Raw genomic sequence first — 25,186 nt, 5'->3', positions numbered from 1 at the left:
ATATATGTTCTCTATTGGTCTATTATAGCATTAAAACCAGAATACAAAAGTTACAGTACCGTTAATTTTCTTTGCCTGCAGCAGAAAGTGCTTCGGTCAGCATCTGCACGCCAACGCCCAGCAGGTGCGGCCCCACATACGCCCCCAACGTGCAATCGATTTCCCCCTCCATCAAATGCAGGTAGTCGGGCAGGCTTTTCTGCGCCATCTCTCGTATTTCCTTGAGTTCTGCCGGTGCATCTCCGTGTGCCACCGCTAAATTGAACGGTACGCCGCGCGGCACCAGTGCGGTCGCCAGCTGCACCATTTTCTGCATCGCAGCCTTATGTCCGCGAATTTTGGCAACGCTGGTCAACTCCCCATCCGGCGCAAAGGAAATAATGGGTTTGATTTGCAAAAGCGTTCCTGCCACAGCCGCAATTTTTCCGATGCGTCCGCCCTTTCGCAAATATTCCAACGTATCCACACAAAAAAACACATGCGTATCCCGCATCAACGCAGGTATGGCACGCAGCAGTTCACTCCAAGACCACCCCTCTTCGATCCAACGCGCCGCTTGTATTACCGTCATTCCAATACCCAGAGAACCGCTCAGCGTATCAAATGCCGCAACCTCAAGCCCGACAGTCTGCTCCCCGATCAGACGCACCAAATTGCCGGTACCGCTCAGACCGCCGGACAGGTTAATCGCCAACACCTTGGTATATCCTGCCTGTTTGATACGTGCGTATGCCTGTTCTACCATATCCCCGCCCGGCAGCGTCGTTTTGGGAATTTCCTGCGGCAGTCTGCGATAGACCTCGGTCGGAGTAATATCCACACCATCCGCATATTCACCGTCCGAAAAAATCAGTTTTAGCGGAACGACATAGATATCGTACCGACGCACCAGTGTCTGCGGAATATCCGCACAAGAATCCGTCAGCAGCGCAATTTTTTGTTTATTTATCATTTCTTTCACCTTTTACAAATCTTCCCCCGCGCTCCAGTTAATTAGGTGCGGCGAGGGCTTGGGTTCATTTTGCCCGGGCGGCGCTACTTTCACACCAAAAAAATCATACCATTGCCCGCATGCATCACACTGCCATGCCGTAGCCTCGGTTTCATCCATAATATAAATTTCATTTCCGCATTCGCAGGTTAAAATTGTCATGCCATTTCCCTTCTTCACTATTCAGTCGAGCTTATGGAACACGTATAGTATAGCATATCTCGTGCAGGAAGTCGAACCTATTTATTCCCATTTTAGAATAAATTCGAGCTTTTTCAGCATTTTTATTTATAAAAGTAACACAAGACCCAGCCGTTTAATCGGCTGGGTCTTGTAATCGACAGACGTTTGCATCAACTGACATGTTTTCAGCTCGGTATGCTGCCGTTTCTGGTCACGGTTGCGGAAATATTGCTGTACAAAAAGCCATTCGCCGTACTAACCACTTGCAGCGTTGCCGGAGCGGAAGAAACCGTAAACGGCACAGTAAATGCCAGATTCACGACATCGTTTGTGTTAGTAAAATTGTGTTGTGCCGCAGCCCCCGGCAAACTCATACCGTTGAGCTGAGCAACTGTACTCAGATTGAGTGGGAAGCTGACGCTTTTCGCAGGTGCAAAACCACCATTAAATGCAAGGTTATAAACACCCGGCTGATTGATGGTAAAGCTCGGGCTGTTGGCTGCATGACTGATGGCTGTGCCATAGGACAGCGAATTCCGGTCAAACAGCAGCGGCGTTTGTCCGGTACCGGATTGAGGCGGTATGGAGTAGGCAGACAATAACTGCACATCTGTACCGGTACCGGCTGGGCCAGTGGCTCCGGTGGGGCCGGTTGCACCCGTCGGGCCGGTCGGGCCGGTTGCTCCGCTTGGGCCAGTCGGGCCGGTTGCTCCGCTCGGGCCAGTCGGGCCGGTTGCTCCGCTCGGGCCAGTTGGGCCGGTTGCTCCGCTCGGGCCGGTCGGGCCTGTTGCACCACTCGGGCCGGTCGGGCCGGTTGCTCCGCTCGGGCCAGTCGGGCCGGTTGCGCCACTCGGGCCGGTCGGGCCGGTTGCTCCGCTCGGGCCAGTCGGGCCGGTTGCTCCGCTTGGGCCAGTCGGACCGGTTGCTCCGCTCGGGCCAGTTGGGCCGGTTGCTCCGCTCGGGCCAGTCGGGCCGGTCGCGCCGCTTGGACCAGTTGGGCCGGTTGCTCCACTCGGGCCGGTCGGGCCGGTTGCTCCGCTTGGGCCAGTCGGGCCGGTTGCTCCGCTCGGGCCAGTTGGGCCGGTTGCTCCGCTCGGGCCAGTCGGGCCGCTCGGGCCAGTCGGGCCGGTTGCTCCGCTCGGGCCAGTTGGGCCGGTCGGGCCGGTTGGACCACCCGCCGGACCAGTAGCTCCTGTCGGACCGGTTGCACCAGTGGGGCCAGTACTGCCACTCACGCCAGTTGCACCCGTCGCACCCGTTGCTCCGGTGGCTCCCGTTACGCCCATCGGCCCTTGTGGACCCATGGGGCCCATCGGACCGCGCTCTCCGCGGCAGCCGCGCGGTCCAGCCGGACCGGTCGCACCCGTCGGCCCGGTCGGCCCTCGTCGGTCTTCCGAACTACAGTCACCGCAAAGCGGTTCTAGCCATTCATCTGCTGAACGATATCTGTCTCCACATCCACCGAATTGAGGACGATGATACATATCATTCTTCCTTTCGAGGAATTTGCCGAAAAAGCATTCGGCATTTCAATCTATGCTTCTTCCCCTCTCCTTGCCACCGTCTTAATGCTGCACATCTGCAAAATACCGTCGATTATAAGCAACTGCCGGAGAGTCCGGCCAATATACCGCAGCCCGTTCATTCCATTCCGCTGCTTCTGCATGCCGCCCAAGCCGGTCACAGCACATGCATAACCCCAGACAAGGAATATATCCATAACACAACGGCTTGACAAACGCACCATTTTGCTCAGCATACGGAACTTGCAAGGCGGTTTCATACCAAAACCGACTCTGCTCCAGCCTGCCATCCTCCATTTCCAGCGCTGCAAGCGCACAGCAGGTTTCGCCGCGCGGACTGTCCAACACAAATGATCGCACCAGCGCCTGCCGCGCCTGCTTTCTTTCTCCTAATGCCACTAGGCAATCCGCCAGATTTCTGCACGCTTCAATCTGATTTTCGACCCAGCCATCAGGTCTATGCAAAAAATTCTCAAATGCCGAAACCGCTTGCATAAATCTCTGATGCGTCATCAACTCACGTGCATAATAAAATTGCGCGCGCGCATCCAACTTCTCTCCACGAGCCAACATGCGCTCATAAATTTTCAAATTGCGATCACTGTCCACCATTTTTTCTTTATGATGCGTTACTGCCGCATCTGCATACCGAATGTGTCCGCACGGTGTAATGCATTCATGTACCGCCCCAACCCAGTGAAATCCTGCTGCACGCCGGAGCAGTCGTTCTCGATAATAGGTGTAGCACGGACGGCCGCGCTCGTCAAAAGCGGTGTGATACGGCAGCATAACCACATCTGTCGTCTGGTCCAGCTCCTGTTTCAGCTGCAAAAAACGCACTTTATCCTCCGGTGTGATAACATCATCCGCGTCCAGCCACAGAAGAAAATCCTTTGTTGCCTGCGAAAATGAATAATTTCGTGCAGCTGCAAAATCATCACACCAAACAAAATCAAAAACCCGTCCGTAGTTTGCCGCAATTTCCTTTGTCCGGTCAGACGATCCGGTATCCACAACCACTATTTCATCTGCAATCTCCGCCGCACTGTCCAGACATCGCGCAAGAACAGCTTCTTCATCTTTCACAATCATGCACAAACTAATCGTAACCACATAAATCCCTCCCATCCAACGTATGCTTTTTTCACGACAAGTGGGACCGAACAATCGCTCCGACTCTCGTCCTGCGCCGAAAACCTCTGTTATGTTTTTCCAAATTCTGCGTTGATTCACTGTTTTTTTAGCGTGATTTGATTTATAATATAATAATGTAATGGGAGGTGTCTGTTATGAATGAAGCCTATCAAGATGCGCTGCTAAAAGTAGATAGTTACGGCGCCATTTTTATGTATGCAACGCACAAAGACTTGACCACCGCACCGCGCCACATTATCCGCATGACCGAACCGGTTGACCCGCGCGTTCTGCTGGCCGCTGTGCGCACCACACTTGACCGCTACCCGCAATTTGGACTGGGACTTGTCCGCGGCGATACCCAATACAGCTACCGCATCCTACAGCAACCCCCCAAGGTGCTGCCGATGAATGACCTGTCTCCGTACTATATCGGCTCAGAGGACACCAACGGTTATCTGTTTCTGTGCGGCTACAAAGATAACACCATCTATCTGGAATATCAGCACTGCATTTCGGACGGCCGAGGCTTCGACCAGTTCATTCGCACGATTTTATACTACTATCTCAAGGGCATGGGACATGAGGTAGAGCCCGGTCGTTCTATCCGCACTAATGAAACGCAGTTTACGCCGCAGGACTGCGAGGACGGCTACCTGCGCCTGCGCGGTATGCCGCAGTCGGACGCCGACCACCATCCGGATATCCCCTCCTTCCACATGCCGGAATATGACAGCCGCAACGATGACAACGAGCTGACCACCGAGCTGACGATGTCGCTGCCACAAGTGCTTGCATATACCAAAGGAAACGGCGTAACCCCAATGACCTTTCTGATGACCGCAATCTCCATGGGCATGTACCGCACCTACTATGAAGGCACGGACCGTACCGAACCGATCATCGCAGAGGTACCGATGGACCTGCGCGCCTACGTCAAAACCACTACCACACGCTTTTTTGTTTCTCTGCTTGATCTCCCATTTTTCTATGAATATTTCAGTATGCCGTTTTGGGAGGCCTGTCAGGCGTGCAAAGCCTACTTTGACACGCAGAAAAATTTACCGCATGCGGTATTCTGGGCGCTGAAAAACGCAAACCGCGTTGCCAAATCACACAAATTGGACATGCCCATTGATGAAAAAGAGCAGATGATGCGCCAGCAGGCGCGCGATTATATTCGCCGCGACAGCTTTATTCTGACCAATATCGGTGAATTTAAGCTGCCGCCCAGCATGGAACCGCTCGTAGCGGATTATTCCGCCATTTTGCCCTGTGCCTTCCAGCCATTCGGCATTCTGGTTAGCTCGTATAAAGATACGCTCAAGGTATCCATCTCTCAGCGTGACTTTAACTATCATCTAGTTGAGAACATCCGCGCCGTTCTGCGCGAAATCGGTTTTGAAACCACCGCATTACCCTATACCTTCCACGTTACCCGCTACGATGGATTGCATTTGGCAAAGGACTGACAAACGAAAAAAATCCACCGGACACATCCGGTGGATTTTTTATGCCTTGTTATGCGGTTGTATAGTAGATTACCGAAACCTCTCCGTTCACTACGGACGGATAGCAATGCCGGTACTCACTCCCTGTGCTGACCGGCGCATCAATCTGATGATACGGCTGCGTTACATCAACCGCCACACAATTGTCTGCCGCAGGTATCGTGAGCGTGCTTTCCTCTTGCGGAACAGTAAACGTGAACTGTCCATTGGCATAGGATACCGTGCGGTTAATCTCCTGCCGGTTAGTCAGCGTAATATAGGTTACGCCGTCCTCCTGCCGCAGATTGGTATATTGCATCAACCCCTGATACTTCACGCTGGAATCATAATTTTCGATGACTACATCGCAGTAGCTCTGTGCGCCGATGCAGATATTAACCACATTACCACGCTGCTCGTAAACCGCGTTTGTACCCGCATCCAACAGATGTGTTGCGCGATACAGCATGACCGCCATTTCCGCACGAGTGACATTCGCCGTCGGACTCAGCTTACCATTTGAACCGCTGATAACTCTCGCATTGACCAATGCACTGACCGATTCACGGGCATAATTGGAAATCTGGTCAATATCCGAATACCCTGATAAGCTGCCTGCCGGCAGTGTTAATTGTGTGCGATCCAGTGTACGCTTAAGAAACACCATAGCGTCTTGCCGCGTCATGTTTTGCTCCGGAAGGAAACGGTTATCGTCCGTTCCAGTAGCCACACCGAAAGCCTTTGCCGCAGTGACAGACTTGCTGTAATAGGTATTGCCCGGCACATCCACAAAGGTGCCGCTGGAATCAATCAGGCCACTGTCCAACGCCTTGCTCATACCGAAAGCACGATCCAGCATCACAATAAAATCTGCCCGAGTAATGGCACTGCCCGGAAAAAACAGATGATTACCGCTTCCCTTGATTACCCCTGCTACCGCAAGCGTATCAATTTCGCGGTGAGCCCATGCGTACTGCTCTGTAACGTCATAGAAATAAACAGAGTGATCGGGCAAATACGCATAGGTTTCCGTGTCGTCCGTTGCAAGCGCAGCAGTCAGCACGCTTACCGCAACAACGACAACCAGCAGCATCGCTGCTACCAGCTTACGCGTTCTTGTCATAATCTTCTCCTTGCCGTAAGGTGAACAACATGGGGGATTTCCTCCACTCATGTAAACTTACTGCAAAAGTATAGCATATCTGTCCCCACTTGGCAAGTTAAAAGTTGAATAAAATTCTTATTTCGGTTTTCATTATCCGCAATTTTCCACGTTTTTCCCGCTTTTTACGTCTCTTTTTGTAACCTCTACATGTGGGGAACGCCGCACCGCTTTACTGTCAGCAGACGCGCTGTTCCGCACGATACCACAGATAGCTCAATGCCGTCGACACAAGAGAAGCCGCCAACAGCGGAACCAGTAGCAGTCCAAAACGCACGATATTATTCGGTATAAATGCACCCAACACGCCCAACACACCCGCCGCGAAATACAGCCGCCCTGCTACGCGATGTGTGCGTCTCCATACGGTTTCACTGGACAGCGTCCACGGAGTTTTGATACCACAAAACCAATTCATACGAAACTTCGGCATGACGTTACCCAAATATACCATCATCAGACCAATCACCAGACAGATCACCATTGCGACATCGACCGTGCCTGGCCGCAGCCCCTCCACCACACAGATGCCGTTTATAATCAGGACAAACAGCATCATCACCGCTTGAAATCCTAGATACGAGCCGAAGAACTTGGTATAATTTCGTGTTTTTGGATCAAACCGTGGCATAAAATAAAATAATACTGCCAGAAACGGGCCAAGACATGCTATAATCCACAGATGCCATTTCGGTTCATAGCCGACCTCTCCTCCCAAGTCCCACTGCATCGGAATTTCCGCCGGCAGACGCGCATATACTGCCGCCGCCAATATTACCGGTATAACCGCCAAAATCCACACAGCCACTTGCCCTTTACTAATCTTTTTCATTGCTGCTACCACCTTTCAAAGCCGTGACCCATTCCAGAATTTCGTCGACCACAGACATGTTCAATTCATAATAAATGTATTTGCCCTGCTTATCGTCCAACACCAGTCCTGCATCCTTCAGTATTGATAAATGATGTGAAATGGTCGCGCCGGAAACCGAAAAATGCGAAGCAATCTCCCCTGCTGCCATGGGGCCTGCACGCAGCAATCCGAGAATATCCCGCCGAATGGGATCGGACAATGCTTTAAAGGTTTGTTGAAAACTCATTTTGCATCCTCACCCTTTCTCGGGCGGCGCGCCGGACACCAACCCTTGCTGCCGCAATGCGGACAGGTCAGTCGCCATTCGTCGTTAACATGCTGGCGAAACAACAACCTGGTCCACGGAAGAGAAAACAACGTACCACACGATTTACACCAAAACCGACATCGCGCCAAAGCCCGCGCCTGCCCTATAATCAATGCCACCAAAATCAGCAGTACTACACATACGCCAATTCCCATAGGCTGTGCCCTCCCAACATTTAGATTACTATCTAATTGAAAGATACCTCATCTTACCCCATCTGTCAAGCATTATTTTGACATTCTTCTAAATATTAACCTATCCTATTCTTGTGCCGGAATCGGAAACAAAAAACCCCCGAGACGATAGTCTCGGGGGTTTCCTTTGTTCTATTACGAACTCTTACGCCATGCCGTTGAGCTTGACAGTCATCTTGCTCTTCTTGTTGGCCGCGTTGTTCTTATGCAGGAGGTGCTTGGCAGCCGCCTGATCAACCGCCTTGACAGCGGTCGTATAAGCAACAGTCGCTTCCGCCTTATCACCGGCAGCAACAGCCGTATCGAACTTCTTCAGCGTGGTCTTGAGCGCGCTCTTGGCCATCTGGTTGTTCATCGCCTTGACAGCGTTAACCTTGACACGCTTCTTTGCAGACTTGATGTTGGGCATTCCGAAAACACCTCCTTCGTTTTCTATTCGTCAGTGTTTCTATTCTACCATCACTTTTCCCAAAATGCAAGTCTTTTTTCCATGATTCTGTATAAAAAATCCGGTGTGCCGTAAAATACTCAAAAAAAGGAGTGAATACACATGGCTTTTCGCACAGATTTGGCAGTTGAGGCGGTACAAAATCTGTCCCACGCAGCCGACGTACAACAGGTCCGGCAGTCCGACCGCACCATTGAAGGCTTTTCAGTCAACGAAGTAGAAATCCTAACCGAGCACGCAGCGCACGAAATCGGCAAGCCCTGCGGCCGATATGTGACGCTGGAACTGGATGCGCTTGTTCGGCGCGAAGAGGACGCTTTCCCCCGCGCCTGCCGCGCACTGAGTACGCTGCTGGGGGAACTGCTGCCGAACAGCGCAGCCTCCGGTCCGGTGCTGGTTGCAGGTCTGGGTAACCGCATGATTACCCCAGACGCCATCGGCCCGCAGGCAATCGACCATGTGATAGCCACACGGCATTTGGTCGAGCAGGTTCCGGACGTATTCGCTTCCTGGCGGCCGGTGTCCGCCCTTGCTCCCGGCGTACTGGGACAGACCGGCGTGGAGACGGGCGAAGTTATTTGCGGTGTATTGGACCGGGTCAAACCCGCCGCGGTACTCGCGGTAGACGCACTTGCCGCCGGACGGCTCAGCCGCCTGTTGCGCACCATTCAGCTGGCTGATACCGGCATCACACCCGGCGCGGGCGTAGGCAACGCGCGCGCTGCACTCAACAGCCAGACACTCGGTGTGCCGGTCATCGCCCTCGGCGTGCCGACTGTCGTCGACGGCGCAACGCTTGCGCACGAAATCGCCGCGCAGCTTGGAAGCCCTTCCTGTGAAGCGCTTGATGACCTATCCCTGCCGGTTATGGTCACCACGCGCGACATCGACCGCGAAGTCGCCGATATCGCCCGCGTCATCGGCTACGCCGTCAACATGGCGCTGCACCCCCATTTGACCGTCAGCGATATCGACCTGTATTTGTCTTAAACTTCCCGCCATCTTTCGGTCATACTCGCGCACGGACGGGCGTATGATATAACAAAACGCAGGGAGGTGGCAACGATGAGAATACACAGAAAATCCACCCGGCGGCACGGCATCGGTCTGCCTGCCGCCGTTACGCTGTGCATTGCTGCCTCGCTGCTGCTGTTTTCGCGTATGGGCGGCGAATCCACCGCGCAGCAGGCGCTGACCCGTCTGGCCGGAAACGGTGATTTCATTTTACGCGCAGTGTCGCTTGAACTTGGACTTTCCCCCGATCAGGCTGCGGTTTTTGTACCGCGCACAGCGGCATCTGCCCTCAACGAGGACGCGGAAAGCCCGCTTGCAGAGAGCACCTATATCCCGCAGACGGACGAGAACGATAATCCGGTGCTGGATGCCGCAGATAAGGCCGCTACCATCACCATCAATAATGAAACCTCCTATGCGGTCGATGTGGCGGCCTGTCTGGCATCGGATGCTACCATCCATGTCAACGGAGACGGCCCGCAGGTGCTCATTGTACATACGCACGGCAGCGAAAGCTACACACCGGATGCCGCCTTCCCCTATACGCCAACCGAAAATGAACGCACAACCGACACTCGCTATAACGTCGTGCGCGTGGGCGACGAACTGCAAAGCATTTTACAGGATAACGGAATTGAAACCGTGCATATCCGCGACATTTTCGACTCTCCCGCCTATTCCGGCTCATATGACCGTTCGCTTGCTGCCATTGAACAGGCAATAGACGAATATCCGTCTATCCAAATCGTCATCGACCTGCATCGTGACTCCATTCTGACCGATGACGGGCAAGCCTACAAAACCTCCTGCACTATCGACGGCGAGGAAATGGCACAGTTAATGTTCGTTGTCGGCACGGATGACGGCGGACTGACCCACCCGAACTGGCAGGATAATCTGAATTATGTCACCGGTCTGCAATACCAGCTCAATAGAGCCTACCCCGGCCTGATGCGTCCGGTCAACCTGCGCACACAGCGCTTTAATCAGCATGTACGTGCCGGCTCGATGCTGATTGAAGTCGGTTCCTCGGGCAACACCATGCCGGAAGCGCTCGCCGCAATCCGTCTGTTTGGACAGACGCTGGCTGATGGCCTCAACAACGTATAACCCTGTCCGGTTTGGCACAAAATACCCCAACAAGGGGTGAAACCATGGATTCCATCACATTTTCCACCGATTTGGAAAGCAATATCCGCCTGATGCAGGCGATTTTTCAAGGAGATAACACCTTCGTCACACGCCGCGCAGTTGGTCATGCCGGTCTTTCCTGTGCCGTTTTCTTCTTTGACGGCATGGTTAATAACATCGCCATCAACCAAAGCGTCATTCGGCCGATTGTCTGCTCCGACCTGACCCGCGCCTCGGCGGAAACACTTTGCCAAACCGTGCTGCAAATCAACGACAGCCGCGTCGAAACCGATGCTTCTAAACTGTTTGCCTCTTTCCTGTACGGCGACACAGTGGTATTCACTGAGGGCGACGCGCGGCCGGTCGTGGTTAACACCAAAGGGTTTTCCGTGCGCAGCGCGTCCGAGCCGGAAAACGAGCGTGTGCTTTCCGGCCCGCGCGAAGGCTTTACCGAATGCTTTATGCCCAATCTCGCCCTCATCCGCCGCAGGCTAAACGACAAGCGGCTGAAATTCACCTTTCTGCGCATCGGCAGCCGCACCAATACAGTCGTCTGCCTTTGCTATCTGGCAGGCGTGTGTGAGCAAAAGCTGATCACCCATCTCAAGCGCAAGCTGGAAGCACTTGAAATCGACAGCGTACTCGACGCCAATTATCTGGCTGAGCGTATCCGCGACCACCGCTTGTCACCCTTTCCCACCCTCGGCACGACCGAACGCCCGGACGTAGTCGCCGCACGGCTGGTGGAGGGCCGCTGCGCCATCGTAGTAGACGGCAGTCCAGTCGTGCTGACCGCCCCCTTTCTGTTTCAAGAGTGCTTCCAGTCCAACGACGATTACTATATTAACTTTTTGCAGGCCAACCTGTCCCGCCTGCTGCGTGTAGCAGGCTTTGTATTTACCATCACCTTTCCCGCGGTCTATGTTGCACTGATGCTGTATCACCGCGAGCTGGTTCCCGCTCGGCTGCTGTTCGCCGTGTCGGCGGCGCAGCGTGGGGTGCCGCTGCCCATTGGATGGGAAACTTTTTTGCTGCTGCTCGTGCTGGAAGCGCTCAAGGAAGCCGGCGCGCGCACACCGGGCGCAATGGGCCAGACAATGAGCATCGTGGGCGGCCTGGTGCTGGGACAGGCTGCGGTGTCGGCGCGATTCGCCGCCGCGCCGACCGTTATTGTAGTCGCCATTGCAGGTGTGACCGGACTAATGGTTCCTAAACTGCAAACTGCGACCCTGTGGCTGCGTTTTGCGCTGCTGGCCGGAGCTGCCGCTTACGGTCTGTACGGTGTCAGTCTCTCACTCGCGTTGGTATTAACGTGGCTTTGTCGGATGCACTCGTGCTCGGTGCCCTATCTGCTCAACCTCATTCCGCGCGTGCAGGCTGAGCAGGAGGACGCATGGCTGCGCGCACCATGGTTTTTCATGCGGCATGACCGTTTTGCGGTCAAACGGAATTCATCAAAGGGGGACAAACCTTGAAACTGCCCGGAATACTACTGCTAATTTCCCTGCTGCTGTGCGGCTGCGCACGCGAAGTCTCACCGGTTTCTGCGCTTGCACTCGACCGCACGGACGATGTCTACCGGCTGACCGCCGAGGTAGTGCGTCAGGACAGTCTGGATGATGCCGCCTCACCTGCTTATCTTTCCGCCACAGGACGCGACCTGCCCGAGCTGCTGACCAACCTGAGCAACATCCTGCCGGGAGAGCTGTATCTGAGCCACGCCCAAGTACTGCTCATCAGCGAAAGCGTCGCAGAGGAAAGCATCCTGCCGCTGGCGGATTACCTGTGCACGGAAAATGACGTGCGCCTCAGTCTGCGTGTCGCGGTTGTGCGCGACGGCACAGCAACCGACCTATTGCAAAATGATGACGAAGTTTATGCACTCAGTGAACTGCTTGACCGCGCCGCACAGGAAGGCACACTGCCTGACATGCCGCTTTATCGTGTTTCCGAAGTACTGCACGCCGACGGCACCGCCATCCTGCCTGCACTGTATCTGGATGAATTCGGTCAGACTGCACCCGCAGGCACAGCCGTTTTTGCAAACGAGCGCCTGTCCTGTTTCCTCGACGGCGATGAGATTGGAGGCGGTACGCATGCGTGAACGTCTGTTTTCGCGTTGGGGAGCTGCGCTGTTCGCCCTACTCCCCCTGAGTGAAATCCTGTACACCCCCGCAAACGGACAAACCGTATATGCCGCAGCGCTGGCCAGTCTCATCTGCGCACTCCTATGTGCGGGCGGCGCGCGGCTTGCCCCCATCTGGCAGCAATCCCCCGTACTGCAATGGCTGCTTGCGCTGTTTGCCCTATGGCCGATTGCATCCTCGCTTGCTCGTATGGGTGTCTTTCTGCGCAGCACAGTATTTTCCACCCGTCCGCTTTGGAGTCTAATCCTGCTTCTGACGGTCTGTTCGCTGCTCGCTGCGACATCCGGACTTAACCGCTGCGCTATGTGGGCACTACCGGTGGCATGGCTGGCGGGTGCGGTCATCGTTCTGAGCGGCATATTGACCGTCTCTCAGCTTCAGCCGACGCACTGGAGTATGCCCGACGCAACTCTGCCGCACGAAACCGTTCGCATTTTGCTGCGCCTACTGCCCGCATCACTTGTGCTGTCCCTGTCGTTACCGGAACGGCTTTCCGGCGCTGCCGCGCGCGGGTTATCCGCCGGCGGTGCACTGTTCGCATTAATTTCGCTGCGCACAACGCTCCTTCTGGGCGTACACACCGCCGCACTGCTGCCCTATCCCAATTTCTCCGCAGCCGGACTTGCCGCCATCGGTGATTTTGCGCGCCACGGAGAAGTATTTTTCGCCGTACCGCTGCTACTTTGTGAATTAGGGCGCTGCGCTGCGCTCGCCTGCGTACTGCTGCTGCCCTTCTCTCACTCCTACGGTGTTTTACACCTATCACGGCGTGCAAAGCAATAGCGGATTGCCCTTGCGTCCCGCCGCACGCTTTGCTATACTGATGGCAAAGGAGAAGGATGCAATGAATATTCAGATTTTCGGCAAAAGCAAGTGCTTTGACACAAAAAAAGCGCAGCGTTGGTTTAAGGAGCGCGGCATCAAGTTTCAGATGATAGATTTAGCGCAAAAGGGTATGTCGCGCGGCGAGCTGGACAGCGTACTGAAAGCCGTGGGCGGGCTGGACGCAGTGCTGGACGAAAAAAGCAAGGGCTATGCTTCACTCGCCTATCTTGCTTACGACGAGGACAAAAAAGAAAAACTGCTTGAGGACGGCACGTTGTTCAAAACACCAATCGTGCGCAATGGCAGACAGGCCACTGTCGGCTACCAGCCCGACGTGTGGGCAAACTGGGAATAAATTACGTGCAAAACAAAAAAGGACGGCTTTCGCCGTCCTTTTTGCTATCCCAAATGCTTACATCAATTCCTTCTGATGGGTTGCGTACAGATATTCGTCCATGGTGTTGATGATACGGTCCTCGACCAGCTCAACCGGATCGTTCTCCAGCAATCCTTCGCGCACCTTGGTGTACTGGATAGGCATAAACTGGCTGAGCAGATTGAGCGGAATACCCAGTTTGCGCAGATTGCCGATCAGGCGCTCCTTTGCCGCTTCCACCCCTGGGGTCGGCATATAGTAGCGGCAGCGGTCGGAGAATGAGAACTTGCGCTTCATGCGAATCTCCAATTCCGTGCCCTGATAGTGCTTCTTCCAGTGCTTGTCGTCGGCGAGCATCGCCTCATCAAGAGCCTCGATAAAGTGGCTCGGCTCGATATCTGTGCCGTAGAGCAGCTCCTGCTCGATATATGCCAGCGCGAACATACCCTCGCGCATTGCAAACGTCAGCGCCGGACCAACCTTGAGGATACCTACACCGTCCTCGACCAGTTCGCGCAGCTTGATTTTAGTCTGGTAGTCGGTCGAGTGTCCTTCGAACACAAGGTTCGGGAAGTCCTTAATCGACGCCATCAGCTCCGCTGCCTTGGCGCGGTCGTACTCGGTGCAGCCGCTATCCTTTTCTTCCACGCCCGGCTGCACGACAACCGCGATAACATTGTTCCACGCCTCATCCAGACCTTCCTTGCGGAAAGCGTTCTCAAAAGTCGCAACCGTGTTCTTAAAGTCCTCTACGCGGGTGACCTGCACGCCTTGATCCGCGCCAACCTGACCGCCCGGAATCGGCACCTCGCTGCCGACGATGTAAACCGGCGCAATGGCGTTCGAATCGCTCTCCAGCAGCTTGTGGTAGGTGTCCTCGGCCACACGCGCCAGACGCGCGCCGCGGCGAGCAATCGTCTCGTCGCTCAAACGGGTATTCGGGTCGTCATCTGCAACCTTCATGCTGGTGTCGATATGAATTTTGGTAAAGCCCGCGCCAACATAGTGACGGATAAGCTCCTCCGCATCTGCCATTGCCTCTGCTTCCGGCTTACCTGCAAAAGTCAGCGGGCCGAGATGGTCGCCGCCGAGGAACAGCTTAGATTTGTCAAAACCAACCTTGTCTGCAAGGCCCAGCACAAACTGCTTGAAATCCATCGGCTTCATACCGGTATAGCCGCCGTTCTGGTCGCACTGGTTGGCGGTCGACTCGATCAGCACGCAGGAACCGTCCGACAGGCCGCGCTTGAGCGCTGCTTCGATAACATAACCATTTGCACTGCATACTGAATAAATGCCGACGCTTTTGCCCTGCTTCTGGAGTTCTACCAATTTTTTCAGCGGATTATAATTCATCAAAATTCCTCCTCTTATTTTCAGCAATCCCACAGCAAAGCCATGCGGTTCTGCTTATATGGTAACATAATTTCTAATTTTCTGCTTTGGGTTTGAAATAATAATTTCATTTTTATAACAATCTGCCACGCAGCGCATTTATCACAAGCAAGGCTTTTCATCCAGAATCCCCTGTGGTAAAATAGATGCAACAAAACATCCCGCATTATGCAGGAGAAAGAGGGTTGGATTATGCCTTTGGTAACAACAGAAAAAATGCTGCTGGACGCACAGGCCGGTCATTATGCCGTCGGCGCGTTCAATGTGGAAAACATGGAGATGGTCATGGCCGTCCTTCAGGCTGCGGAAGAGATGCGTTCCCCCGTCATCATGCAGACCACTCCGTCCACCGTCAAGTATGCCGGTCTGGACTACTATCTGGCAATGGTAAAGACGGCAGCCGCGCGCACAAATGTACCGGTCGCCATGCACCTTGACCACGGCGACAGCTTTGATCTTGCCATGCAGGCACTGCGCACCGGTTACACGTCCATTATGATCGATGGATCACACGATGCCTTTGAGGACAACATTGCACTGACCCGCCGGGTTGTCGACGCCTGCGCTCCGTCCCGCGTCAGCGTAGAAGCTGAACTGGGTAAGGTCGGCGGCAAGGAAGACGATCTCGAGGGCGGCGACGGCAACCCGTTCACCGATCCGCAGCAGGCCAAGGAATTCGTTGAGCGTACAGGTGTCGGCTCACTCGCGGTTGCCATCGGCACGGCGCACGGCCTGTACAAGGGTACCCCCAAACTGGATTTCGATCGTCTGAGCGCTATCCGCGAAGTCGTATCCATCCCGCTGGTGCTGCATGGCGCATCCGGCGTGCCGGACGATGCGGTACGCGAGTCCATCACCCGTGGCATCTGCAAGGTCAACTTTGCCACCGAACTGCGCATCGCGTTCAGCGACGGCGTCAAGGAGTATCTCCGGAAAGACCCAGATGTATTTGACCCCAAGAAATACTGTAAAGTCGGCATTGCAAACGTCGTTGAGACGGTCAAGGGCAAAATCGCAGTCTGCGGTTCCGCCGGCAAGGTCTGATTCCATTGTTTCGGATAAAAACCCATCGCGCAGGCGATGGGTTTTTCTTTGTTACTTCATCCGGGTCAGCGCCACGATATGCAGCACACAGAAATATGCGCCTACGATGGCCAAACCCACGCTGAAGACCATCAGGCCGATGGAATACTGCTCCATATAGGCGTTAACCAGCACGAGCACCGCGAAAGCAGCCCACAGCACAATAAGCGCCAGCACTTTTTCACGGCTTTTTCTGGCAACGATAGACTGAAGCGGTGTCAAACGCCGTCCAAAATCCACATCTGCGACTACATCCAGTTTTTTGAAGAACACCGCGCGATAGTAGATTTCCACCACCGCAAACAGTGCTACACCGGCAAGTGTCGCCTGCATCCAGTTCAGAAACGTACCGGCGCACAAAATTGCCAAAAACAGGATGATGGTCAGACGATTCTGAAAGAAAAGAATCTTCCCTTCGTTCTTCTTTTCAATCACATAGCCTTGCTTGGTCAGAGTGTCATAATAAATCACACGTTTTTTCTTATCCGAATAAATATTCCGGCCAGAAAGCTGGGTATTAGGGATTTGCTGTTTCTTACTCATCTAACATTCCTTTTCCCTTGCAATAAGTCTGGAGCACATTGTAATCGCGGTCAAGCACGACCAGATCCGCATCCAAGCCGACCTTGATCGCACCCTTGCGATCCTCAATGCCGAGGCAGGCCGCCGGATTCTTGGTGCATGCGTTGATGGCTGTGCTGACCGGCACCTGCGCCTCTTCGATCAGGATACGCAGACCCTTGTTGACGCACAGTGTCGAACCCGCCAGACCACCAGTTGAAGTCAAATGCGCGCTGCCGTCCGGATAAATTTCAATCTCGTTGCCGCCAAACAGGAACTTCGAGCCGATCGGCTTGCCTTTCGCCATCAGCGCGTCGGTGACCAATACCGCGTGGTCCGCGCCCTTCTCGTGGAAGAACTGGTTGAGCGCCGCCAGAGTCGAGTGATTGCCGTCGCAGATGACCTCGCCATACATGCTGCGGATACGATAAGCCGCACCAACCAGCCCGTTGGCACGGTGGTTAAACGGCGTCATGCCGTTGTAAACATGGGTCATCGTATGGGCGCCGTTGGCAACCGCCATCACTGCCTGCTCATAAGTCGCAGCAGAGTGTCCGATGCTGACGACCACGCCGTGCGCGCTGCAGTAACGGGTCAAAGCAAAATCCTCATCGGTTTCGGTCGCCATAGTGATATACTTGATGAGACCGTTCGCCGCCTCCTGATATTTTTTAAATTGCTCCACCGTGGGCTTGACGATATACTGCTCCGGCTGTGCACCCTTATATACCATATCCAGATAGGGACCTTCAAAGTGCGCGCCCAGAATCTCCGCACCTTCATAGCCGTCCGCAACCACCTTGGCGACATTTTTCAGCGCCGCAGTCAGGACCTGCTCACTCTGCGTAATCGTAGTCGGCAGGAATGTAGTGACGCCTTCCTGCACAATATTACGCGCCCAATAGCGTAGACCCTCCTCTTCCGCATCATTGGTATCAAAACCATATGCGCCATGGCAATGCACATCGATAAAGCCCGGCAGGATACGCTCGTTGCCATAATCCTTGTCAACCGGTTTCGTGCCATACGGATAAATGCCGGTAATTTTCCCATCCTCAATCTCAATCTGCGCTGCGACAAACTGATCGGCAAACCAAACCTTTTTACTTTGAATGATCATTTTTCTCCTCCTGCTATCCCATTGTACCTATGCGTTTTTCATACACTATTGCAGTTTCGTGCATGATTTCTTGCGCTTTCATACGGGTATGCTTGCAATTACCTTAAAAATATACTAGAATAGAAAGTAGATTTGTACTTGCTGAAAGATATGCAAAGCAACAGACAATAGGGGAATCGCCATGAATAATCAAGCTTTTTATGACAGTTTTCTCGAATTCGGGTCGGTTTATTATGAACCGATCGACTTAGAGGAACACCATCTTGCCTGTATGCAGTTTTTTACGCATACCAAAACAATGGAGCAGCTCTTCTGCTTTCCTTGTGAAGTATACATTGAATTGATTAGCGGGCTGGCTTCGATTGTGGTCGGCTCCCAGCCCGATCCTGTTGATCTAAAAGCCTTTCCTATTCACCACTATTTGAAAATCAATCCAGGCGTTTGTTTCAACATTTTGCCGGTCTCCGATGAAGCAGCCTATTATCTGCTTGCGCCGGAAAACCGCTATACCAAACTTACAATGCCGGAACCATATACTTTCCAGCTCAAGCCAGTCCGCTTCAATGTGTTGGAAATTCTGGACCACTATTATTTCACTGAAGAACGTGCCTATTGCTTCAACCGAGCGAGCCATGCATATTTTGAATTGCTCTACGTACATAACGGCACACTGACTGTAACCCTTGCCGACACAAGCTGCACACTGGCTGCAGGCGATCTCATCCTATGTAAACCGGACAGCAACCATGCCAAGCGGTTGACCAAGGACAGTGCGTGCAATTACTTATCCATATCCTTTGATATGGAGCTTTCCGAATCACAAATCCTGTTCAATCATGTATTTCATTGCACCAACGGTTTACGCGATGCACTCTATAAAATCATCGAAGAGCGCACAATGCATTCGCCACATGCGCAAACGCTGATGCTTTGCCATTTGCAGGAAGTCATCACACGCCTGTGTCTGCTCTGCAATGAACTGGAAGAAGAACACAATCTGCTTAGTCTCAACCAGAACTCGCAAAGCGATCTGCTTCAGCAGATTTTGGCATACATGGAAGAAAAGGTAACAGAACCTATTACCATCGAGCAAATTTGCCACAAGTTTTTTATGTCCCGCACCTCTCTGCAGGCCTTGTTTAAAATGTATTTGCACAACTCCCCGAAAAGCTATCTGCTCAATATTAAGTTGCAAAAAAGCAAGGAGCTGATTCGAGAAAGCCAGTATACCATCAGTGAAATTGCTGATATGCTTGGTTTTAGCTCTATTCATTATTTTTCTCGGCTGTTTAAAAAGTACTTTGAGCTTTCTCCCAGTGAATACGCAAAGGAAGTTGCGGCCAGCGAGAACAACTGACCGCCCAGCCGTACGTTCTTCTTTATTCTGCCGTCTGGATACTATAGCGGGAAATCTGAATGACAACGCCTTTGCTGACTTCCACGTCAATCAGATCATCCTTGATCTTTACAATCTTGCCGTAAATGCCTCCCGCAAACATGATGGATGCTCCAACTTTGATATCCGACTGCAGTTGTGCCATCCGTTCACGGCTTTTGCGCATATTGCGCGCCGACATAACGGAAACAACCAACGCCACCACGATCAGCAGTACAGCAATGGTTATACAGGTCCACAGGATTACTTCCCAATTCATATTGTTTTAAAACTCCTCGCATTTGGTATCTCTCCCGTATGACACGGCAGACAAAATGCAAACGGGGCGGCTGCGGCCGCCCCGTTTTCTTTACGCATGCCGCACGGGGAACGCATGATTCTACCACCATCTCCGCGTAAACATGATATTATCTCGGACGCGGTAGTCATGCTTCTTTTTTTAACAGGCTTTCTTACGCTCTGGTGTAGGGATACAGCGTAACACCCTTCACCACACGGTTTACTTCGCCGGTCGGGCACGGGTTATCCGGGGTGATGCCCATGGACAGAGACTTGAGCACAGCCAGCGTCTGCGCAAACAGAATATAATCCAGACCAAGCAGCGCGTTCTCATTCTCATCTGCCAAGTCGCAAACCACCGTGTAATCCACAAGCGCCGCCACCGCATCATCCGGCTTGCTCATAACAGCCACAATTTTGTTGCCCTTGCGCTGGCCGCTCATTTCCTTGACCAGATCCACTTCATACTGACGGGTGTATGCATTATCACTCAGGTAAACCACGGTGATCGTGTTGTCATCAATAATGGACTTGGGACCATGACGGAAGCCAAGCGGCGTATCATACATGGTTACCACGCGGCCCGCAGTCAGCTCCAGCATCTTAAGCGCAGACTCCTGTGCAAAGCCCTTCAGGCAGTTGCTGCCCAGATATACGATGCGGTTGAAGTCGTACTCGTCCACAATCTTCTGTGCAACACCATATTTGTTGTCCAGAAAAGCCTGACCGGCCGCCATGATCTTCTCTACCTTGGCAATTGTCTCATCCAGATCATCCAGATGGAAACACAGCAACGTCGCCAGATACATGTTCGAGAAGCTGGAAGTCATTGCAAAGCTCTGGTCGTGCGTCTCTTCGGTCAGATTGATGGCGTAGCAGTTATCCGTTGTCGCCGCACGCTTGGACAGCGCGCCATCCTTGTTACAGGTGACGAACAGGTGATGGATATTGTCGCAAACTGCCTCGGCAGCATCAATCGCGCCGACAGACTCCGGCGAGTTACCAGAACGGCCAAAGCTGATGAGCAGCGTGGGCTTGGTGCGGGACAAGTATGCCTCCGGCGTTGCTACAATATCGGTTGTGCCGTAGGACTTAACCTTATAGTTCAGCTTGCTGGTCAGCGCCGGGAACAGTGCGTTACCCACAAACTCGCTGGTGCCGGCACCGGTCAGAATAACATCAAAATCTTCACAGGTGATCACCTGATCGATAAACTGTTTCAGCTCATCCTTGTGCGCTTTGATCTGCGCGCAGGTCTTTTTCCATGTTGCCGGCTGCTGATAAATCTCGCTGAGCGTAAAGGTGGACATAGTCTCCTTCATCTTATCTGCGGTGACATCAAAAATCTTGTTCATTTTGTTTTTCTCCTTTCGGGCCCGCCCTGCGTATTTTTATGCGCATGGCAGGTCATGACCCAAAATGTTTTTTATGTGTGCAAGGGGAAAGCAAGCATGCTGGCAAACCGTATCCTTTAGATACCGTCGTCCGATTCCTGCTGCTCAACCTTCTTAAATTCGTATCTAACAACCTGCTCCTTGCCGGTTTCCAATGCGGTCTGCGTCAGCGTCTCCAGATCATCAATGAATTTGCGCGACATCGCAATCTCCACCATCATCGGCAAGTTTGTGCCGGCAATTACATTCACATTGCCGCGCGGAAAACCAACCTCAACCGCCGTCTTGAATGGTGTGCCGCCCGGCAGGTCGGAGAAGACCAAAATCCCTTCGCAATCCTTCAGCTCATCCATTGCCTTGGTCAGTTCCCGTGACAGGTCCTCCAGACTGTATTCCGGCAGAAAATCCACATATTTATAGTTTTCCTGCTCACCGGCAATCAAATTGAGCGAGCTTGTCAGTCCGGAACCGAAATTTGCATGTCCAGTTACCAGTAATCCGATCATTGTTCTTCTCCTATCTCCATCATATTGTTTCAACGGCGGCGTGCTTGTGCACGCATTCCTTCCTGTATGTCCTCCGGCTGTCCCAACCGTTTCAGGCTCTCTCGTATCGCAGGGATATAGATGGCCTTTGGCGGGAAACATACCTTTGCACTCCGGTAATTGATTCCTGCGTTTTCCTCGTCACCAAGATACTCATACTGTCTGGCAATCATGTAGAGGATTACGCCCAAACGAAAACCATAATACTGTTTTGCATCGATCTGCGAATCCATGGTTTCAATTAGATCACTGCGCTTGTTAATCACAACCTCGTAGGCCTGTTCCGTGTACCGTATGAGCTTCTCGTCCCCGGTCTGCCGAATCGCTTCCAAAAGCCAATCCACATATTTTTTATTTTCTTTTAAAAGGAACGTATGGAAATACTGCTCCAGAAAACTTTTCTTATCCGCCGGATTTTTATACGTTGCGGCAATCATGTGATGCAGCATTTCCTCAAACCGCGCGGTATCTTTCGCCAAATACAAAGCGCGCAGCTTATACAGATCACACGTATAATCACCCAGCAGCTTGCGGGACATCGACATATCTGCCACTTTCTCCACTGTTTCATAATCCCTGCGTCCAAGACTGCCGTTCAGTTGCCGAAGCTGAAAATTTTTTATCACCTGAACGCCCATATAACAGGCAAACAGAAGAAATATGACCGACGCCGTAATTGCACTCACACAAACACCTGATTTCTCACATTTCAATCAATAGGGGGAAATGATCCGAATCGCCATCTCCCCCTATCGTTTTATCTTGCCGGAGCACATGCTCTGACAAATTGTTCTATTTTATTCGGGCATGGTAACCGTCACGCCGGACTGCTGCAGCTCGGTAACAACCGAAGTCAGCGCATCCCAAGCCTGCTGGCCGGTCTTTTCAGCCGGAGCGGGTTCCGGATAATCATACCACTCGACCAGCGGATTGTAGCCGCCGGGGATGGTATTGCCGTCAGCGTCCATCGCCTGCGAGTTACCGGTCCAGATGCCGAATGCACAGCCTACGATACCGCAAACCAGAATGAGCAGGATGCACTTAACCGGCGTCCAGCCCTTCTTGATGAGGGCATACAGAGCGAGGGTGATCAGCAACGGGATCAGCTTGGGCAGAATGCCGTCAAGCAGATACTGAATGTTGATCTGGGTATCGCCAACGATCATACGAACGGTGGTGCCGCCGTAGTTTGCGATAAGGCCGCCGACTACAAATACGCCGAGGATGCTCGCCGCACGGGTGAACTCCTTCGCACTCGAGGTCAGCATGGTAACTGCCTTGGTGCCCAGACCGTAAGACCAGTACATCAGGCCGAAACGAACGGCAAACTGCACTGCGTTAAAGATGATCAGGAACAGGATTGCACCGAGAATATTGCCCTGCAGAGCGATATTCGCGGTCAGACCTGCAGTGATCGGAACCAGTGTCAACCAGAACAGCGCGTCACCGATACCGCCGAGCGGGCCGGCAGCAGAAATACGTACAGAACGGATCGTCTGGGTATCAGCCTTGTTCTGCTCGAGCGAAAGCACAATGCCCATAACGAACGTTACGAGGAACGGGTGGGTATTCAGGAAGTCCAGGTTATGTGCCATGGAAGCCTTGAGGTCTTCCTTGTTGGTGTGGATCTTCTGAAGGCCGGGAAGCATGCCCCACAGCCAGCCGCAAGCCTGCATTCTCTCGTAGTTGAAGGATGCCTGCAGGAAGCAGGACAGCCAAACCATCTTATTCAGGGTCTTTTTGTCCAGCGCCGGGGCCGGTGTCAGATCCTGATATTTCTCGGGAATATTATATGCCATCCGAGTCACCTCCCATGTTGCCAGCGCCAGCGTTCGCCTTGATCTTCGTGTTGATCGAGAAGTCATAGATCGCGATTGCAGCGCCTACGAATGCGCACAGAATCAGGGTTGCGCCAGAGGTGGAGGCGTTAGCAGCGCACAGCAGAGCCATAGCAAAGCCTGCCAGCAGGAAGCCCCACATCTCGTTGGACATCATAACCTTCATCAGAATTGCGAAGCCGACAAACTTCATCGCGCCGCCAGCAGCGTCGAGGCCTGCCATGACCCAAGAGAACCGGAAGGACAGGTCCTGCAGAGTCTGGCCAAGAGCGGAGCCGCCGTACAGACCGGCAACAGCCAGCAGGCCAAACAGCGCACCGAGGATCGCCATTTCCATGAAGTTGATGTTACGAATACCCTTGACATCCGCGTTCTCCGCGCACTTGTCAGCCTTGGCCATCATACCGGACATGATGGTGAAGGTCAGGGTAACTGCATACTGGCCGAATACCGCGAACGGAATTGCCAGACCCAGCGCAGCGCCAACGCCTTCAGGCGTAGCTTCCATGCCGAGCGAAACTGCGAATACGGTAGCCATGATGCCGCCGAGGATCGCATTGGGGGGTTGAGCGCCGCCGATCGGCATCGAGCCGATCTGGATGAGCTGATAAGAACCGCCGACAACTACGCCAAGCTCAAAGTTGCCAAGGATGGCACCGATGATCGGGCAGGTTACGATCGGCTGATACAAAGATTCCAGGAAGCTGAACTGGTCGATACCCATGATAAAGGCTACCACAAAGACCAAGATCGCCTGGATGATGGTAATTTCCATTACTTACTCCTTTCCAGGTGCTTTCGGGTAAATATCATTTAAACAGTTTTTCGATATTCTCCGCGGGCGTATCCGGAACTCTCTTAATTTCAAGCTCCACACCCAGCTCCTGCAGCTTTCTAAAGCATGCTACATCATCGTCGTTCACTGCGACGGAAGTTGCAACCTGACGTTTCCCATCCGCCATATGCATATTTCCAATGTTCACCTTTTTAATCGGTACGCCGCCTTCGACCAGCTTCAGGACGTCCTGCGGCGTTTCGCAAATGATTGCGATATGCTGATTCGGCGACGCCTTACCGATGATGTTGATGGTCTTCTCAATCGAGAAGAAACGGGTCTGCGCATAAGACGGCGCAGCCATGTTCATCAGTCCCTGACGGAACTCATCAGTCGATACAGCATCGTTTGCAACAAGCAGCAGATTGGCCCCGACAATGCCGCACCACTGGGTAGCGACCTGTCCATGGATAAGACGGTTGTCGATTCTCGTTAATACAATATCTGGCATAAACCTTCCCCTTTCTCCAGTTTTTGCATTGGCCGTGTTGACTAATTCCCCTCTCTTTCACAAAGCGGAAACATTTCATCTGGGAACAATGAAATGCATCCTCTAAACTACATTTTTTATTCTACCAGAAAAGTGTTTTAATGAATTTGCACTTTTTATCCGTTTTTTTGCATTTTTGATTTGGTCATTTTACCCAAAATGCACAGGACAATTGTCCCCACATCATGGACACTGTACATTTTCGTCTTCCTAGGCAGGATAATTGCACAAAATAAGTTAAAATGTTAACAATCTTCTTTTCTTTTTCTGTTTAAACAACCGATTCAGTACACGTTTCCCGTTAAAAAGTACAAAAAGGCCGTCGGCATATGCCGACGGCCTCAGTCTGTCGAGAAACCCGGCCTATGCGTCAGGCATAAGCCGGGTTTCTGGCGTATAAAGGCCAAAAAAGTACAAACATGAATGGAGAAGACTTCTCCTTCCACAACCA

The 25,186-nt window shown here is 52.8% G+C and carries 26 protein-coding genes and 1 pseudogene; 9 read left to right on the top strand and 18 right to left on the bottom strand.

Features of this window, described 5'->3' with window-relative positions:
* Nucleotides 1-61: 61 nt before the first annotated feature.
* From ACTQ34_RS07470 to ACTQ34_RS07455, 4 genes and pseudogenes are all read right to left on the bottom strand, one after another.
* Nucleotides 62-952 (bottom strand): DegV family protein, encoded by an 891-nt coding sequence (locus tag ACTQ34_RS07470; protein ID WP_441363234.1) that lies wholly within the window; start codon nucleotides 950-952, stop codon nucleotides 62-64.
* A gap of 12 nt (nucleotides 953-964) precedes the next feature.
* Nucleotides 965-1,153 (bottom strand): hypothetical protein, encoded by a 189-nt coding sequence (locus ACTQ34_RS07465; protein WP_441363233.1) that lies wholly within the window; start codon nucleotides 1,151-1,153, stop codon nucleotides 965-967.
* A 641-nt stretch (nucleotides 1,154-1,794) separates the two neighbouring features.
* Nucleotides 1,795-2,556, bottom strand: a pseudogene (locus ACTQ34_RS07460) (hypothetical protein); the annotation flags it as partial.
* Nucleotides 2,557-2,739: 183 nt separating this feature from the next.
* Entirely contained in the window at nucleotides 2,740-3,810 is a 1,071-nt protein-coding gene (locus ACTQ34_RS07455; protein ID WP_441363232.1) for a tetratricopeptide repeat-containing glycosyltransferase family 2 protein, read from the bottom strand.
* 176 nt (nucleotides 3,811-3,986) lie between these two features.
* Between ACTQ34_RS07455 and ACTQ34_RS07450 the strand changes: the two genes are divergently transcribed.
* A complete protein-coding gene (locus tag ACTQ34_RS07450) occupies nucleotides 3,987-5,303 on the top strand; it encodes a hypothetical protein (RefSeq protein WP_441363231.1) in 1,317 nt (438 codons plus the stop codon).
* A 49-nt stretch (nucleotides 5,304-5,352) separates the two neighbouring features.
* On the opposite strand, the gene ACTQ34_RS07445 is transcribed toward ACTQ34_RS07450, so the two are convergent.
* The 4 genes from ACTQ34_RS07445 to rpsT form a co-directional block, all read right to left on the bottom strand.
* The gene (locus tag ACTQ34_RS07445) at nucleotides 5,353-6,444 is read right to left on the bottom strand and encodes an S-layer homology domain-containing protein (RefSeq protein WP_441363230.1); all 1,092 of its coding nucleotides are present in this window, start codon (nucleotides 6,442-6,444) and stop codon (nucleotides 5,353-5,355) included.
* Nucleotides 6,445-6,661: 217 nt separating this feature from the next.
* The gene (locus ACTQ34_RS07440) at nucleotides 6,662-7,315 is read right to left on the bottom strand and encodes an SdpI family protein (RefSeq protein WP_441363229.1); all 654 of its coding nucleotides are present in this window, start codon (nucleotides 7,313-7,315) and stop codon (nucleotides 6,662-6,664) included.
* A complete protein-coding gene (locus tag ACTQ34_RS07435; RefSeq protein ID WP_373164697.1) occupies nucleotides 7,302-7,583 on the bottom strand; it encodes an autorepressor SdpR family transcription factor in 282 nt (93 codons plus the stop codon). The genes ACTQ34_RS07440 and ACTQ34_RS07435 overlap by 14 nt, the downstream gene beginning before the upstream one ends.
* A gap of 420 nt (nucleotides 7,584-8,003) precedes the next feature.
* The gene (gene rpsT / locus ACTQ34_RS07430) at nucleotides 8,004-8,267 is read right to left on the bottom strand and encodes a 30S ribosomal protein S20 (RefSeq protein ID WP_054326254.1); all 264 of its coding nucleotides are present in this window, start codon (nucleotides 8,265-8,267) and stop codon (nucleotides 8,004-8,006) included.
* 141 nt (nucleotides 8,268-8,408) lie between these two features.
* On the opposite strand from rpsT, the gene gpr reads away from it, so the two are divergent.
* The 6 genes from gpr (at nucleotide 8,409) to ACTQ34_RS07400 (ending at nucleotide 13,778) form a co-directional block, all read left to right on the top strand.
* On the top strand, nucleotides 8,409-9,296 hold the full coding sequence (gpr, locus tag ACTQ34_RS07425) for a GPR endopeptidase (RefSeq protein WP_441363228.1): 888 nt from the start codon (nucleotides 8,409-8,411) through the stop codon (nucleotides 9,294-9,296).
* 75 nt (nucleotides 9,297-9,371) lie between these two features.
* Nucleotides 9,372-10,430, top strand: a complete 1,059-nt coding sequence (gene spoIIP / locus ACTQ34_RS07420; RefSeq protein ID WP_441363227.1) for a stage II sporulation protein P — start codon at nucleotides 9,372-9,374, stop codon at nucleotides 10,428-10,430.
* Nucleotides 10,431-10,474: 44 nt separating this feature from the next.
* On the top strand, nucleotides 10,475-11,926 hold the full coding sequence (locus tag ACTQ34_RS07415) for a spore germination protein (protein ID WP_441363226.1): 1,452 nt from the start codon (nucleotides 10,475-10,477) through the stop codon (nucleotides 11,924-11,926).
* Nucleotides 11,923-12,555 (top strand): Ger(x)C family spore germination protein, encoded by a 633-nt coding sequence (locus ACTQ34_RS07410; protein WP_441363225.1) that lies wholly within the window; start codon nucleotides 11,923-11,925, stop codon nucleotides 12,553-12,555. Before ACTQ34_RS07415 ends, ACTQ34_RS07410 begins: the two co-directional genes overlap by 4 nt.
* Nucleotides 12,548-13,381, top strand: a complete 834-nt coding sequence (locus tag ACTQ34_RS07405) for a hypothetical protein (RefSeq protein WP_441363224.1) — start codon at nucleotides 12,548-12,550, stop codon at nucleotides 13,379-13,381. The genes ACTQ34_RS07410 and ACTQ34_RS07405 overlap by 8 nt, the downstream gene beginning before the upstream one ends.
* A 61-nt stretch (nucleotides 13,382-13,442) precedes the next feature.
* The gene (locus ACTQ34_RS07400; RefSeq protein WP_441363223.1) at nucleotides 13,443-13,778 is read left to right on the top strand and encodes an arsenate reductase family protein; all 336 of its coding nucleotides are present in this window, start codon (nucleotides 13,443-13,445) and stop codon (nucleotides 13,776-13,778) included.
* Nucleotides 13,779-13,835: 57 nt separating this feature from the next.
* On the opposite strand, the gene ACTQ34_RS07395 is transcribed toward ACTQ34_RS07400, so the two are convergent.
* Nucleotides 13,836-15,158, bottom strand: coding sequence for a class II D-tagatose-bisphosphate aldolase, non-catalytic subunit (locus ACTQ34_RS07395; protein ID WP_441363222.1), 1,323 nt, complete (start codon nucleotides 15,156-15,158; stop codon nucleotides 13,836-13,838).
* 228 nt (nucleotides 15,159-15,386) lie between these two features.
* Between ACTQ34_RS07395 and fba the strand changes: the two genes are divergently transcribed.
* Nucleotides 15,387-16,238 (top strand): class II fructose-1,6-bisphosphate aldolase, encoded by an 852-nt coding sequence (fba, locus tag ACTQ34_RS07390; RefSeq protein WP_441363221.1) that lies wholly within the window; start codon nucleotides 15,387-15,389, stop codon nucleotides 16,236-16,238.
* 51 nt (nucleotides 16,239-16,289) lie between these two features.
* Here the strand turns inward: fba and ACTQ34_RS07385 are convergent, their stop codons facing one another.
* On the bottom strand, nucleotides 16,290-16,820 hold the full coding sequence (locus ACTQ34_RS07385) for a hypothetical protein (protein ID WP_441363220.1): 531 nt from the start codon (nucleotides 16,818-16,820) through the stop codon (nucleotides 16,290-16,292).
* Complete coding sequence (nagA, locus tag ACTQ34_RS07380) at nucleotides 16,813-17,958, bottom strand: N-acetylglucosamine-6-phosphate deacetylase (RefSeq protein ID WP_441363219.1); 1,146 nt, start codon at nucleotides 17,956-17,958, stop codon at nucleotides 16,813-16,815. The genes ACTQ34_RS07385 and nagA overlap by 8 nt, the downstream gene beginning before the upstream one ends.
* A gap of 181 nt (nucleotides 17,959-18,139) precedes the next feature.
* On the opposite strand from nagA, the gene ACTQ34_RS07375 reads away from it, so the two are divergent.
* Complete coding sequence (locus ACTQ34_RS07375; protein WP_441363218.1) at nucleotides 18,140-19,315, top strand: AraC family transcriptional regulator; 1,176 nt, start codon at nucleotides 18,140-18,142, stop codon at nucleotides 19,313-19,315.
* 22 nt (nucleotides 19,316-19,337) lie between these two features.
* Here the strand turns inward: ACTQ34_RS07375 and yajC are convergent, their stop codons facing one another.
* From yajC to agaB, 7 genes are all read right to left on the bottom strand, one after another.
* Nucleotides 19,338-19,613 carry a preprotein translocase subunit YajC gene (yajC, locus tag ACTQ34_RS07370; protein ID WP_373164684.1) on the bottom strand — a complete coding sequence of 92 codons (276 nt, stop codon included), beginning with the start codon at nucleotides 19,611-19,613 and terminating at the stop codon, nucleotides 19,338-19,340.
* Between the two features lie 193 nt (nucleotides 19,614-19,806).
* Nucleotides 19,807-20,988 carry an SIS domain-containing protein gene (locus tag ACTQ34_RS07365; protein ID WP_441363217.1) on the bottom strand — a complete coding sequence of 394 codons (1,182 nt, stop codon included), beginning with the start codon at nucleotides 20,986-20,988 and terminating at the stop codon, nucleotides 19,807-19,809.
* A 116-nt stretch (nucleotides 20,989-21,104) separates the two neighbouring features.
* Nucleotides 21,105-21,533, bottom strand: a complete 429-nt coding sequence (gene agaF / locus ACTQ34_RS07360) for a PTS galactosamine/N-acetylgalactosamine transporter subunit IIA (protein WP_373164682.1) — start codon at nucleotides 21,531-21,533, stop codon at nucleotides 21,105-21,107.
* 29 nt (nucleotides 21,534-21,562) lie between these two features.
* The gene (locus ACTQ34_RS07355) at nucleotides 21,563-22,258 is read right to left on the bottom strand and encodes a hypothetical protein (protein ID WP_441363216.1); all 696 of its coding nucleotides are present in this window, start codon (nucleotides 22,256-22,258) and stop codon (nucleotides 21,563-21,565) included.
* A gap of 111 nt (nucleotides 22,259-22,369) precedes the next feature.
* A complete protein-coding gene (locus tag ACTQ34_RS07350; RefSeq protein ID WP_441363215.1) occupies nucleotides 22,370-23,371 on the bottom strand; it encodes a PTS system mannose/fructose/sorbose family transporter subunit IID in 1,002 nt (333 codons plus the stop codon).
* Nucleotides 23,361-24,185: a PTS mannose/fructose/sorbose/N-acetylgalactosamine transporter subunit IIC gene (locus ACTQ34_RS07345; RefSeq protein ID WP_441363214.1), complete on the bottom strand. Its 825-nt coding sequence runs from the start codon at nucleotides 24,183-24,185 to the stop codon at nucleotides 23,361-23,363. The genes ACTQ34_RS07350 and ACTQ34_RS07345 overlap by 11 nt, the downstream gene beginning before the upstream one ends.
* Nucleotides 24,186-24,219: 34 nt before the next feature.
* Nucleotides 24,220-24,696, bottom strand: a complete 477-nt coding sequence (gene agaB, locus ACTQ34_RS07340) for a PTS galactosamine transporter subunit IIB (RefSeq protein WP_441363213.1) — start codon at nucleotides 24,694-24,696, stop codon at nucleotides 24,220-24,222.
* Nucleotides 24,697-25,186 lie beyond the last annotated feature (490 nt).

This window comes from Agathobaculum sp. LCP25S3_E8, from assembly GCF_052117165.1.
In the GTDB taxonomy this organism is placed as follows: domain Bacteria; phylum Bacillota; class Clostridia; order Oscillospirales; family Butyricicoccaceae; genus Agathobaculum.
The sequence above is the reverse complement of the archived record's forward strand: the minus strand, read 5'-3'. Positions and strand labels throughout refer to the sequence as shown.